Below are 12,856 nucleotides of genomic sequence, written 5' to 3'. Positions count from 1 at the left end.
TAATTGGCGCTGCTATTTGACGCTAAACAGAGGCGCGGGTATAAACCGCGTCTCGTTGTTATGTCGGACTTTTCTCCATGAGCTTCAGCCCTTTGATTCGCCAACTGATCGATGCCCTGCGAATTTTGCCGGGTGTGGGTCAGAAAACTGCCCAGCGCATGGCGTTGCAACTGCTCGAGCGCGATCGCAGCGGCGGTTCGCGGCTGGCCCAGGCGCTGAGCCAGGCCATGGAAGGGGTGGGCCACTGCCGTTTGTGCCGCACGCTGACCGAAGACGATCTGTGCCCGCAATGCGCCGATCCACGTCGCGACGACACCTTGCTGTGTGTGGTGGAAGGTCCGATGGACGTGTACGCGGTGGAGCAGACCGGTTTTCGCGGTCGCTACTTCGTGCTCAAGGGCCACTTGTCGCCTCTGGACGGGTTGGGGCCGGAAGCCATCGGCATTCCACAACTGATGGCGCGTATCGAAGAGGCGGGCACGTTTACCGAAGTCATCCTCGCCACCAACCCGACGGTGGAAGGCGAGGCCACGGCGCATTACATCGCCCAGTTGCTCAGCAACAAGGGCCTGGTTGCCTCGCGCATTGCCCACGGCGTGCCGTTGGGTGGCGAGCTGGAACTGGTGGATGGCGGGACATTGGCGCATTCGTTTGCCGGGCGTAAGCCGATTTCGCTGTAACCGCATCTTCAATCCTCACTTGAAAACCAAGCAAGCGCTCGGTTAACTTCGCTGAACCTTCAGTGGAGTTCGCCGATGCCTGTCCTCCAGGAATACTTCGACCCCAGCCACCAATTGGTCCGCGACAGCGTCAGACGTTTCGTCGAGCGCGAGATTCTTCCGGACATCGATCAGTGGGAAGAAGCCGAAAGCTTCCCTCGTGAGCTCTACCTCAAGGCCGGCGCGGCGGGGATTCTGGGCATCGGCTATCCCGAAGCCTTCGGCGGTAGCCATGAAGGCGATGTGTTCGCCAAGATCGCCGCCAGTGAAGAGCTGATGCGCTGCGGTTCCGGTGGTCTGGTCGCAGGGTTGGGCTCGCTGGACATCGGCCTGCCGCCGATCCTCAAGTGGGCCAGGCCCGAAGTTCGCGATCGCGTAGTACCTCAGGTGCTGGCGGGCGAGAAAATCAGCGCCTTGGCCGTCACCGAGCCCAGCGGTGGCTCCGACGTCGCCAACCTGCAAACCCGCGCCGTGCGTGATGGCGACTTCTACCGGGTCAGCGGCAGCAAAACCTTCATTACCAGCGGCGTTCGCGCGGATGTCTACACCGTGGCGGTGCGCACCGGCGAGCCGGGGTTCGGCGGCATCAGTTTGCTACTGATCGAGAAGGGCACGCCGGGTTTCACCGTCGGTCGTCAGTTGAAGAAAATGGGCTGGTGGGCGTCCGACACCGCCGAGCTGTTTTTCGATGATTGCCGGGTGCCGGCCAGCCATTTGATCGGTGCCGAAAACGGGGGCTTTGCCTGCATCATGGGCAACTTCCAGAGCGAGCGTCTGGCTCTGGCGCTGATGGCCAACATGACCGCGCAGTTGGCGCTGGAGGAGAGCCTGAAATGGGCTGGTCAGCGTGAAGCTTTCGGTAAACCCATCGGCAAGTTCCAGGTGCTCAAGCACCGCCTCGCGGAAATGGCCACGGCATTGGAGGTGTCTCGGGAATTCACCTACCGCCAGGCGGCGAAAATGGCGGCCGGGCAGAGTGTGATCAAAGAGATTTCCATGGCGAAGAATTTCGCTACAGACACGGCGGATCGCATTACCACCGATGCGGTGCAGATTCTGGGGGGATTGGGTTACATGCGTGAAAGCCTGGTGGAGCGGCTGTACCGCGATAACCGGATTCTGTCGATTGGCGGCGGGACGCGAGAAGTGATGAACGAGATTATCAGCAAGCAGATGGGGCTGTAGTTGGCGGTATGGCAACTGACGCCATCGCGGGCAAGCCCGTGAAGGCGTCCTTCCAGACGCCGCTTACTTATCGCTCAACGCAAACTGCGTCAGACAGAAAGTCGCAATCCCCATGTCTTCCAGCCGTTGCGAACCACCCAGCTCCGGCAAGTCAATGATCGCCGCCGCTTCATGCACCCGCGCGCCCATGCGCCGAACCAGGTTGGCCGCCGCAATCAGCGTGCCGCCGGTGGCGATCAGGTCATCGAACAGCACCACCGAATCCCCCTCGCACAGGCTGTCGGCGTGGACTTCAAGGAAGGCTTCGCCGTATTCGGTCGCGTAACCTTCGGCCAGCACGTCGGCAGGCAATTTGCCCTGCTTGCGGAACAACACCAATGGCTTGTTCAGCTGATACGCCAATATCGAACCGATCAGGAACCCGCGCGCGTCCATGGCGCCGATGTGGGTGAAGTCGGCCTCGACGTAGCGATGGGCAAAGCTGTCCATCACCAGGCGCAGGGCCGTGGGCGACTGGAACAGCGGGGTGATGTCGCGAAAGATCACGCCCGGCTTGGGAAAGTCGATCACGGGGCGGATCAGGGATTTGATGTCGAAGGAGTCGAAGACCATCGTCGAAGTGTCCTGGCGGGCTGCAAACGTCGCAGTATAACGGCGGCTGAACCGTTTCGCTCAGCCGCCGTCGAGAGGATCAGCCTTCGATCGAGCCACCGGCCAGGGCGCAGAGCTGGATCGGGTCGAGGATGTGCACTTCCTTACCCTCGGCGGCGATCAGTTCGTTTTGCTGGAAGCGGGTGAACACCCGAGACACGGTTTCCACCGCCAGGCCCAGGTAATTGCCGATTTCGTTGCGCGACATGCTCAACCGGAACTGATTGGCCGAGAAGCCCCGGGCGCGGAAACGGGCCGACAGGTTGACCAGAAAAGTAGCAATGCGCTCGTCGGCGGTCTTCTTCGACAGCAGCAACATCATTTGCTGATCGTCACGAATCTCGCGGCTCATCACGCGCATCAACTGGCGGCGCAGTTGTGGCAGTTGCAGGGCCAGTTCGTCGAGGCGCTCGAACGGGATCTCGCACACCGAAGTGGTTTCCAGGGCTTGCGCCGAGACCGGATGCTGTTCGGTGTCCATGCCCGACAGGCCGACCAGTTCACTGGGCAAATGGAAACCGGTGAGTTGTTCTTCGCCGCCATCGCTCAGGCTGAAGGTCTTCAGGGCGCCGGAGCGTACTGCATAAACGGAATCGAACGTGTCGCCCTGGCGAAACAGGAATTCGCCTTTTTTCAGCGGGCGACCACGTTTGACGATATCGTCCAGCGCATCCATGTCTTCCAGATTCAGAGAAAGTGGCAGGCAGAGAGGGGCCAGGCTGCAATCCTTGCAATGGGCCTGGTTATGAGCGCGCAGTTTTACTGGCTCGGACATTTCTTTAATCCTTGTGGGAAAAAACACACATAAGCCGTAAGGGTACCCCACCGGAGGACATTCGGGCCAGCCTGCGACAATTTATCCTCAAGGGGGTGTTCTCAATTAGTTTCCCCGGCGCGGCGGGGAAACTAATTGAGAGCGCCCCCCCTAAATCACGCGTGAGAAACGCTGGCGATTACTGTGTTCCAGGTATGCATCGAACACCATGCACACCGAGCGCACCAGCAGCCGGCCTGCGGGCAGTACGGTGATTCTTTCATTGTTCAACTCGATCAATCCGTCCTCGGCCATGCCTCGCAGCTGTGGCCAGAGTTCGCCGAAGTAACCCCGAAAATCGATATTGAAGGCCTGCTCGACTTCCGCGAATTCCAGGTTGAAATGGCAAATCAGTTGCTGAATCACCGCCCTGCGCAAGCGATCGTCGGCATTGCACAGCAGGCCACGGGCGGTGGCCAGTTGCGCGGACGCCAAAGCGTTCTGGTACTGGGTCAGGTCGCTGCTGTTCTGGCAGTACAGGTCACCGATCTGGCTGATGGCCGATACCCCCAGACCGATCAGGTCGCAATGACCGTGGGTGGTGTAGCCCTGGAAGTTGCGTTGCAGGGTCGACTCTTCCTGGGCAATCGCCAGTTCATCATCGGGCAGGGCGAAGTGGTCCATGCCGATGTAGCGGTAACCGGCGGCCGTCAGTTGTTCGATGGTGCGCTGGAGCATTTCGAGCTTCTGCGCCGGTGCCGGCAGATCGTTGCTGTTGATCCGCCGTTGCGGCATGAAGCGCTCTGGCAGATGGGCGTAGTTGAACACCGAGAGCCGGTCCGGTTGCAGGCTGATGACTTCGTCGACGGTGCGGGCGAAGTTCTCGGGCGTCTGCTTCGGCAAGCCGTAGATCAGATCGATGTTGATCGAGCGATATTGCAGAGTCCGGGCGGCGTCGATCACCGCGCGGGTTTCTTCCAGGCTTTGCAGGCGATTGACCGCCCGCTGTACCGCCGGGTCAAGGTCTTGCAGGCCGATGCTGACCCGGTTGAAGCCCAGTTCCCGGAGCAGGCCCATGGTCGACCAGTCGGCCTCGCGCGGGTCGATCTCGATGCCGTAGTCGCCGGAATCGTCGTCCAGCAGATTGAAATGCTTGCGCAGCCGGGCCATCAGCTGACGCAGTTCATCGTGGCTGAGAAAGGTTGGTGTGCCGCCGCCGAAATGCAGTTGCTCGACTTTTTGCATGGGGTCGAGGTGGCAGGCGATCAGCTGGATTTCCTGTTCCAGGCGCTGCAAATAGGGCAGGGCGCGGCCGCGGTCCTTGGTAATGACTTTGTTGCAGGCGCAGTAGTAGCAAATGTTCGCGCAGAACGGCACGTGCACATAGAGGGATAACGGCCGCAGCGCCTTGCGGCTGTCGCGCAGGGCATGAAACAGGTCGAAGGTGCCGACCTGGCTGTCAAATTGTACGGCCGTCGGATACGAGGTATAGCGTGGCCCCGCCAGGTCGTAACGGCGGATCAGATCTGTGTCCCAACGAATGGCGTCGAGCATGCGGGCATTCCCCCGGATAGGCTGGCAGTGTCGGCGAGTCTAGGGGCTGCGACGTTGCGGCATCTTGATTTGCATCAACGGTGATTGGATGTGCGCCGCACTTTTGTAGCAGCTGCCGAAGGCTGCGTTCGAGGACGAAGTCCTCGCAAGAACGGCTACCCGGTATACCTGAAATGTTGAGGTGAATGGTTTACGACGGCTTCGCCGCCGAACGCAGCCTTCGGCAGCTGCTACAAGGGGCGCGTTGATCTAATGCCCCATGAGCCAATGCTGATGCGGCCCCGGCAAGGTCCAGATGCCGAACACCATCACCAACAAGCCGCCGGTCATGCGCACGCTGCGTTTACGCAACAACGCCGTGACCCGCTCGGCCGCCAGGCCTGTGGCGAGCAGCACCGGCCAGGTGCCCAACCCAAACGCCAGCATCAGCAACGCACTGTCCAGCGCATTACCCTGACTCGCCGACCACAGCAATGTGCTGTAAACCAGCCCGCACGGCAGCCAGCCCCACAGCGCGCCGAGCAGCAAGGCGCGGGGCAGGTTCGACACTGGCAACAGTGTGTTGGCCACCGGCTGGATATGCCGCCACAGGCCGCGACCGAGGCTTTCGATGCGGGTCAAGCCGCTCCACCAGCCGGCCAGGTACAGCCCCATGGCGATCAGCAGCAATCCGGCGAGGATGCGCATGAACATCGCCGCCGGGCTATTGGCCACGGCCCATCCAGCCAGGCCGATCAGCAGGCCGGCCGCGGCGTAGCTGAGAATCCGCCCCAGGTTGTAGGCCAGCAACAAGCGGAAGCGTCGGCTGCGCTGTTCCTTGGGGATCGCCAGGGTCAACGCGCCCATCAAACCGCCGCACATGCCCAGGCAATGGCCGCCACCGAGCAGGCCGAGGATCAGCGCAGAGACCAGCAGTGGCGCCAACTCAAGCATGGGGTGGCGCCTTGTCGTCCGGTTTGGCCGGATGGCCGCTGGCCTCGTCGACCGCTGCCGTGTGCTTCGGGTCCTGGTCGTCGAACAGGATGCTGTGGGCCGGGCCGTCGAGGTCGTCGTACTGACCGCTGTCGACCGCCCAGAAGAAAATGTAGACAGCGATGGCCACGATCAGCAGTGCGGCCGGGATCATCACGTAGAGAGCTGGCATCTGGACTCCATGCCCGCGCGGCTCAGGCCGGCAGCGGGCGGGTTTCTGGCGTGGCGCTGGCGGCAGGCGCGCTCGGCAGGCGAGTCAGGCGCAAAGCATTCAACACCACGGTCAACGAACTGATGGACATGCCGACTGCGGCCCACACCGGAGTGATCCAGCCGAGGGCGGCGAATGGCAACATGAGGCCATTGTACAGCGCTGCCCACAGCAAGTTCTCGATGATGACCCGACGGGTGCGACGGGCCAGGCTGAAGGCTTGCACCAGCGCGTCGAGGCGGTTCGACAGCAACACCGCGTCGGCACTGGTTTTCGCCAGATCGGTGGCCGAGCCCATCGCCACGCTGATGTCGGCGGCGGCCAGCACCGGCACGTCGTTGACCCCGTCGCCGAGCATCAACACCTTGCGACCTTCCAGGTGCAGTTGTTGCAGCACCTGCAATTTATCGTCCGGACGCAAACCGCCACGGGCCTCGTCGATGCCCAGTTCGGCGGCGACGCTGGCGACCATCGGCGAGCTGTCGCCGGACAGCAGCAAGGTGCGCCAGCCGCGAGCCTTGCAGGCCGCCAGCAGGGCGGGGGCGTCGGCGCGCAAACGGTCGTCGAGTACGAACCATGCCAGTGGTCCCTGGCTGTCGCCGAGCAGCAGCCATTGGCCGGGCTCATCGGGCATCACCGGCATTTGCGCACCGCTGAGCTCGCAGACAAAACCCGGTTGGCCAATGCGCAGGCGTTGCGCGCCGACCAAGCCTTCAAGGCCCAGGCCTGGCGTGCTGTGGACTTCTTCGGCAGCCAGCGGCGCGCGGCCAAAAGCCCGGGCGATCGGGTGTTCGGAGCGGTTTTCCAGGGCGGCGGCGAGGCTCAGGCATTGATCGCTGGCCAGTGCCCCAAGCGGTCGGATCGAACGCAAGGCCAGCCGACCTTCGGTGAGGGTGCCGGTCTTGTCGAAAATCACCGTGTCGATCTGGTTCAGGCCTTCCAGTACATGGCCGCGCGTCAGCAGCAAACCGAGTTTGTGCAGTGTGCCGGTGGCGGCGGTGAGGGCGGTCGGCGTGGCCAGGGACAAGGCGCACGGGCAGGTCGCAACCAGCATCGCCAGGACAATCCAGAACGCTCGCGATGAATCCAGCTCCCACCAGAGCAGGCCGATGGCGGCCACTGCGATAAGCGTCAGCAGCAAGAACCATTGCGCGGCGCGGTCGGCGATTTCCGCCAGCCGCGGCTTTTCGGCCTGGGCGCGATCCAGCAGGCGGACGATGGCCGACAGGCGCGTGTCCTGACCCAGCGCGAGGACCTCCACGGTCAACGCACCCTCGACGTTCAAGGTGCCAGCGGTGACAGCGTCGCCCAGGGTTCGTGGCTGCGGCAGGTATTCGCCGGTGAGCAGGGATTCGTCAATGCTCGACTGACCGTCAAGGATCTTGCCGTCGGCCGGAAGAATCGCACCGGGGTGCACCAACACCTGATCGCCCACGCGTAACTCGCTGAGCAGAATCCGCTCGCTCTGGCCGTCCGCACTCAGCCGCAGGCAGGAGGCGGGCAACAAATTGACCAGTTGTGCGGTCGCGGCAGCGGTGCGTTCCCGGGCGCGGCGTTCCAGATAGCGCCCAGCCAGCAGGAACAGCGCAAACATTCCCACCGCATCGAAATACAACTCGCCGACCCCGGTGATCGAGGTCCAGATCCCGGCGATATAGGCACTGCCAATTGCCAGTGACACCGAGACGTCCATCGTCAGGTGCCGGGTGCGCAGATCGCGCATCGCCCCTTTGAAGAAGGGCGCGCAGCTGTAGAACACGATCGGCGTGGTGAGAAACAACGCGACCCAACGCAGGATGGTGTGCAGTTCGGGGCTGAGGTCAATGTTGAATTCCGGCCAGGTGGCCATGGTCGCCATCATCGCCTGGAACCACAGCAACCCGGCGACCCCGAGTTGGCGCAGGGCCAGACGGTTTTCGCTGGCCAGTTGTTCGCTGGCACGGTCGGCCTGATAAGGGTGAGCGGCGTAACCGATGTGGCGCAATTCGCTGAGCAACTGGCTTAACGGCAATTGCGCGTCGGCCCAGCGCACGTGCAGGCGATGGTTGGACAGGTTCAGACGTGCTTCGGCCACCGCCGGCAGGCTGCGAAGATGCTTTTCGATCAGCCAGCCGCAGGCGGCGCAACTGATGCCTTCCATCAGCAGGGTGGTTTCGGCGAGTTCGCCTTCGTGGCGGACAAAGGGTTGCTGCACATCGGCGCGATCATACAGCGCCAACTCGTCGACCAACTGCACCGGCAAGGCTTCGGGGTTGGCCGAGGCTTCGCTGCGATGCTGGTAATAACTTTCCAGCCCACCGGCCACGATGGCCTCGGCCACCGCCTGGCAACCCGGGCAGCAGAATTCGCGGGTATCCCCGAGGACGGCGGCGGTAAAGCGGCTACCGGCCGGGACGGGCAGGGCGCAGTGGTAGCAGGGGATTGGAGTGGTCATGTTTGTTGCCATGAAAACCATTGTGGCAGGCCCAAAGGCCTCTGTGGCGAGGGGGCTTGCCCCCGTTGGACCGCGCAACGGTCCCAAAGACAGTCAGCGCGAACTTCTCGATAGATCGAGTAGACAACTTGCGGCTGCTGCGCAACCGAACGCGGGCAAGCCCGCTCGCCACAGGAGATCGTTGTGACTATTTCTTCAGGTCTTCGGCACCTTGCAACGGCTCATCACCGAGCAACAGATCCTTGGCATGGCTGACCTGTTCTTCCTCGAACATGCGCCAGGTCTTGTCATCCTGCACACCCAGCAACTCAACGAACCGGCGGCCTTCGACCTTGTCGCTCAACTGGCCAATGTAGCGGCCCTGTTCAGTTTCGCTGCGGACCAGGGTGATCTTGCGATCCTTCTCCGGCTGGGTCGGCGAAATCAGATTCAGCTCAAGGGTTTTCGGTTGGCTGTTGCCGCTCAGGCGCAGGTCGACTTCGCCGGTCAGCTCATCCAGGTGCACGCTGGCTCGCAGTTGCAGGGTCTGGGCCAGCAGTTCCCGGTCCAGGGAGCGATTGATGCCTTTGCCGGCCTCGTAATAGTTGTCATTGACCAGGTTGTCCGGGTGATTCACCGCGATGGTCACCATCGACAGGGTCAAGGTCACCGAGCAGGCCAGGATGGCGATGATGATCCACGGCCAAAGGTGCTTGTACCAGGGACTTGCGGCAGTTGCTGCGGGCATGATCACTTCTCTCAACGAATTTGTGGGCCGATGAATCGGCTCTTGGCTTCAACGTGGACGCTGGCGTCATCGGCATCCTTGAGGATGAATTTCACCTCGTTGGTGCTCGACGGCAGTTGCTCTGGCGAGCTGGACAACTCGACCGGCTGGCTGAAAATTTCCCCGGCGGCGACTTTGATCTCGCGCTTGCCTTGCAGCTTGAGGTCCGGCAGGCCGGTGGCTTCCAGCACGTAGGTATGGTCGCGCTGGTCCTTGTTCATGATCTTCAGGCTGTAGACGTTTTCGATCCGGCCTTCGGCGTTTTCGCGATACAGCACGCGGTCTTTGCTGACATCAAAACCGACCAGCGAGCGCATGAAGAACGCGGTCACCAGCAACGCGATCATGGTCAGCAACACCAGGGCATAGCCGATCAGGCGCGGGCGCAGTTTATGGGTTTTTTGCCCCGACAGGTTGTGCTCAGTGGTGTAGCTGATCAGGCCACGCGGGTAATCCATCTTGTCCATGATGCTGTCGCAGGCGTCGATGCAGGCCGCGCAGCCGATGCATTCGATTTGCAGGCCGTCGCGGATGTCGATGCCGGTGGGGCAGACCTGGACGCACATGGTGCAGTCGATGCAATCGCCCAGGCCCTGAGCCTTGTAGTCGATGCCTTTCTTGCGCGGGCCACGGCTTTCGCCACGGCGCGGGTCGTAGGAGACGATCAGCGTGTCCTTGTCGAACATCACGCTCTGGAAGCGGGCGTACGGGCACATGTAAATGCACACCTGTTCGCGTAGCCAGCCGGCGTTGCCGTAGGTGGCGAGGGTGAAGAAACCGACCCAGAAATACGACCAGCCATCGGCTTCACCGGTGAAGAAATCGATCACCAGTTCACGAATCGGTGAGAAGTAGCCGACGAAGGTCATGCCGGTCACGAAACCGATCAGCAGCCACATCGTGTGCTTGCTGAATTTGCGCAGGAATTTGTTGGCGCTCATCGGCGCCTTGTCGAGCTTGATGCGCTGGTTGCGGTCGCCTTCGGTGACCTTTTCGCACCACATGAAAATCCAGGTCCAGACGCTTTGCGGGCAGGTGTAGCCGCACCAGACCCGACCGGCATACACGGTAATGAAGAACAGGCCGAAGGCGCTGATGATCAGAATGCCCGAGAGCAGGATGAAGTCCTGGGGCCAGAAGGTCGCGCCAAAAATGAAGAACTTACGCTCCGGCAGGTTCCACCAGACGGCCTGATGACCGCCCCAGCTCAGCCACACCGTGCCGAAATACAGCAGAAACAGTGCGGCACCACCCGTCATCCGCAAGTTGCGGAACAGACCGGTGAAGGCGCGGGTGTAGATCTTTTCTCGAGAGGCGTAGAGGTCGACGCTGTTGTTCGCGTTCTTGGCGGGTGGAGTGACGTCGTGTACCGGAATCTGATTGCTCATCATTGCATCCCACGGCAGTGGAAAAATGCCCCGGTCAGTACGTGCCGACCGCGGTCAAAAAGAGGTGTTGCAGTGGCGCAATGATACGCCTGTAGCTCTAACTCAAGGGTGCGACCTTTGGTCACGTTGGTGGAAATCAACTGACAGTGTAATGACTTGAATCAATTGACTTGTGAATTATGGACGGTTACGCGAGTGTCGGCGCTCAATCGGCCCATGGATTGATCAGGGCAACACCACTGGATTGAAAATCGCTGATGTTACGGGTGACCACTGTAAGGCCATGAACCAGCGCGGTCGCTGCGATCAGTGCGTGGCTTTCGTTGGCGCGGTCCGGAACATGCAGGCTGGCACAGCGTAGCGCCACAGCGGCGTCGACCGGCAAGATTCTGGCATCGAAGGCCGGAATGACATGTCGCTTCAGCCACGCACGCAAAACCTTCCCTTGCGCGGGGTCACGTCGCTCCATTCGTAATACCCCTGTCTCCAGTTCCTTCAAGGTAATGGCCGAAATAAACATGCGTGGCGCGATGATACTTTTAGCCCAGGCGACGACATTTACATCAGCCTGGGGTTTGCGTAGTTCAGAAATCACGTTGGTGTCGAGTAGAAACATCAGGACAAGTCCACGGGGCGATGAATAATCACGGCGCGCTCGGTTTCGAATTCGATGTCGGCTGCTTCTGGCATCACCAACAGATCGACGATGTTGGCGTTTATGCCAGTCAGTTTTTGGTACTCCTCAATGCTTAGCAGTACGTGAGCAGGCTTGCCACGGTCGGTGATGATAACCGGCCCCTGACGCGTGGCTTTTTTGGCACTACTTGTGTCCTGATTGAATTCACGGCTGGAAATGGTGGTGATGGCCATCATGGCTGACCCTCTTGAAAGTGCTTTGTAGAAACGTTACTACTCGGTAGGTCGTATCGCAACCTCATGGATGACGGGGCTGCTACCACTGGTCGGTAGGGGGCAGGCATGATTGTGTTGAAAACAAAACGGCCCCGCCAATTCTCATTGGCGGGGCCGTTTTGTTTGCATCGAGCGTTTGCCTTACTGGGCGTCTGTCACCGGCGCTTTCTCACCGTGAGAGAGGCTGTAGACGTAAGCGGCCAGCAGGTGAACTTTGTCGTTGCCTTGCAGCTGTTCTTGCGCAGGCATCTGGCCCTGACGGCCGTAACGGATGGTCTGCTGCAGTTGAGCGAAGCTCGAACCGTAGATGAACGCTGCCGGGTGAGTCAGGTTAGGGGCGCCCATGGCCGGGGTGCCTTTGCCTTCCGGACCGTGGCAAGCCACGCAGTTGGCAGCGAACAGCTTCTGGCCGGCAACCGGGTCAGCCTTGGCGCCTTCCGGCAGTTTGCGGCCATCGAGGCTAGTCAGCACGTAAGCGGCAACGTCGCTGACGCCTTGTTCGCCGATCACTTCGGCCCAGGCCGGCATCACGGCGTGACGGCCGCCCATGATGGTGGTCTTGATGGTTGCCGCTTCACCGCCCCAGCGCCAGTCGGCGTCGGTCAGGTTAGGGAAGCCATAAGCGCCCTTGGCGTCGGAACCGTGGCAGACCGAGCAGTTGGAGGCGAACAGGCGGCCACCCATCTTCAGGGCTTGCGGGTCCTTGGCGACTTCTTCGATTGGCATGGAAGCGAACTTGGCGAAGATCGGGCCGAACTTGGCGTCCGACCTGGCCATTTCCTTTTCCCACTCGTGAACGCCGGTCCAGCCGGTCTGGCCGTTGGCGAAAGCGGTCTGCTTCTCGTTATCCAGGTAGTTGTAACCTGGCAACAGGCCTTTCCAGTTACCCAGGCCCGGGTACAGGACCAGATAGCCAAGGGCGAAGATGATGGTGCCCACGAACAGCATGAACCACCATTTCGGCAGTGGGTTGTCGTACTCCTCGATCCCGTCGAAGGAGTGGCCGACCGTCTCGTCGGTCTGCTCGGCGCGCTGGCCCTTGCGGGTGGACAGCAGCAGCCAGGTCAGGGCGAAGATGGTGCCGAGACTGAGGACTGTGACGTACAGACTCCAGAACGTAGTCATTCTTTGTTACTCCTAGAAGCTTGCTCGACGTGCTTGATGGCTTCGGGATCATCCGCGAAAGGCAGCAAGGTCGCGTCTTCAAACTCCGACTTGCGCTTGGGACTGAATACCCACAACGCCAGACCGATGAAGGCCACCATCACAACAACGGTGCCCAGGCCACGAATCATCCCGATATCCATCTA

Annotated in this window: 14 protein-coding genes; 2 read left to right on the top strand and 12 right to left on the bottom strand. The window is 61.1% G+C overall.

The genetic code is table 11. The features are described 5' to 3' along the window. Positions 1-77 precede the first annotated feature (77 nt). Both recR and AC1RL4_RS07610 read left to right on the top strand, forming a co-directional pair. Complete coding sequence (gene recR, locus AC1RL4_RS07615) at positions 78-680, top strand: recombination mediator RecR (RefSeq protein ID WP_019648283.1); 603 nt, start codon at positions 78-80, stop codon at positions 678-680. A 75-nt stretch (positions 681-755) separates the two neighbouring features. After that, positions 756-1,904, top strand: coding sequence for an acyl-CoA dehydrogenase family protein (locus AC1RL4_RS07610; RefSeq protein WP_019579892.1), 1,149 nt, complete (start codon positions 756-758; stop codon positions 1,902-1,904). Between the two features lie 63 nt (positions 1,905-1,967). On the opposite strand, the gene AC1RL4_RS07605 is transcribed toward AC1RL4_RS07610, so the two are convergent. The 12 genes from AC1RL4_RS07605 to AC1RL4_RS07550 all read right to left on the bottom strand — a co-directional run bounded on the left by AC1RL4_RS07605 (position 1,968) and on the right by AC1RL4_RS07550 (position 12,853). Beyond that, positions 1,968-2,516, bottom strand: coding sequence for an adenine phosphoribosyltransferase (locus AC1RL4_RS07605; RefSeq protein ID WP_019579893.1), 549 nt, complete (start codon positions 2,514-2,516; stop codon positions 1,968-1,970). 79 nt (positions 2,517-2,595) lie between these two features. Next, positions 2,596-3,330 (bottom strand): fumarate/nitrate reduction transcriptional regulator Fnr, encoded by a 735-nt coding sequence (gene fnr / locus AC1RL4_RS07600; RefSeq protein ID WP_019579894.1) that lies wholly within the window; start codon positions 3,328-3,330, stop codon positions 2,596-2,598. 150 nt (positions 3,331-3,480) lie between these two features. Further along, positions 3,481-4,863, bottom strand: coding sequence for an oxygen-independent coproporphyrinogen III oxidase (hemN, locus tag AC1RL4_RS07595; protein ID WP_230174150.1), 1,383 nt, complete (start codon positions 4,861-4,863; stop codon positions 3,481-3,483). A gap of 249 nt (positions 4,864-5,112) precedes the next feature. Next, positions 5,113-5,796, bottom strand: a complete 684-nt coding sequence (locus AC1RL4_RS07590; protein ID WP_007933361.1) for a sulfite exporter TauE/SafE family protein — start codon at positions 5,794-5,796, stop codon at positions 5,113-5,115. After that, positions 5,789-6,007 (bottom strand): cbb3-type cytochrome oxidase assembly protein CcoS, encoded by a 219-nt coding sequence (ccoS, locus tag AC1RL4_RS07585; protein ID WP_019579896.1) that lies wholly within the window; start codon positions 6,005-6,007, stop codon positions 5,789-5,791. Before ccoS ends, AC1RL4_RS07590 begins: the two co-directional genes overlap by 8 nt. A 22-nt stretch (positions 6,008-6,029) precedes the next feature. After that, entirely contained in the window at positions 6,030-8,480 is a 2,451-nt protein-coding gene (locus AC1RL4_RS07580; RefSeq protein ID WP_230174148.1) for a heavy metal translocating P-type ATPase, read from the bottom strand. Between the two features lie 187 nt (positions 8,481-8,667). Next, positions 8,668-9,207: a FixH family protein gene (locus AC1RL4_RS07575; RefSeq protein ID WP_230174146.1), complete on the bottom strand. Its 540-nt coding sequence runs from the start codon at positions 9,205-9,207 to the stop codon at positions 8,668-8,670. An 11-nt stretch (positions 9,208-9,218) separates the two neighbouring features. Beyond that, complete coding sequence (gene ccoG / locus AC1RL4_RS07570) at positions 9,219-10,634, bottom strand: cytochrome c oxidase accessory protein CcoG (RefSeq protein ID WP_007933370.1); 1,416 nt, start codon at positions 10,632-10,634, stop codon at positions 9,219-9,221. Positions 10,635-10,839: 205 nt separating this feature from the next. Next, the gene (locus tag AC1RL4_RS07565; RefSeq protein ID WP_028941155.1) at positions 10,840-11,250 is read right to left on the bottom strand and encodes a type II toxin-antitoxin system VapC family toxin; all 411 of its coding nucleotides are present in this window, start codon (positions 11,248-11,250) and stop codon (positions 10,840-10,842) included. After that, the gene (locus AC1RL4_RS07560; RefSeq protein ID WP_026331761.1) at positions 11,250-11,504 is read right to left on the bottom strand and encodes a type II toxin-antitoxin system Phd/YefM family antitoxin; all 255 of its coding nucleotides are present in this window, start codon (positions 11,502-11,504) and stop codon (positions 11,250-11,252) included. Before AC1RL4_RS07560 ends, AC1RL4_RS07565 begins: the two co-directional genes overlap by 1 nt. Before the next feature lie 183 nt (positions 11,505-11,687). Continuing rightward, positions 11,688-12,671: a cytochrome-c oxidase, cbb3-type subunit III gene (gene ccoP / locus AC1RL4_RS07555; RefSeq protein ID WP_230174144.1), complete on the bottom strand. Its 984-nt coding sequence runs from the start codon at positions 12,669-12,671 to the stop codon at positions 11,688-11,690. Next, on the bottom strand, positions 12,668-12,853 hold the full coding sequence (locus tag AC1RL4_RS07550; RefSeq protein WP_003175465.1) for a CcoQ/FixQ family Cbb3-type cytochrome c oxidase assembly chaperone: 186 nt from the start codon (positions 12,851-12,853) through the stop codon (positions 12,668-12,670). The genes ccoP and AC1RL4_RS07550 overlap by 4 nt, the downstream gene beginning before the upstream one ends. Between the last annotated feature and the right edge of the window lie 3 nt (positions 12,854-12,856).

It is taken from the genome of Pseudomonas sp. GW822-FHT07A10 (assembly GCF_058798795.1).
This window is presented reverse-complemented; position numbering and strand designations above follow the sequence as displayed.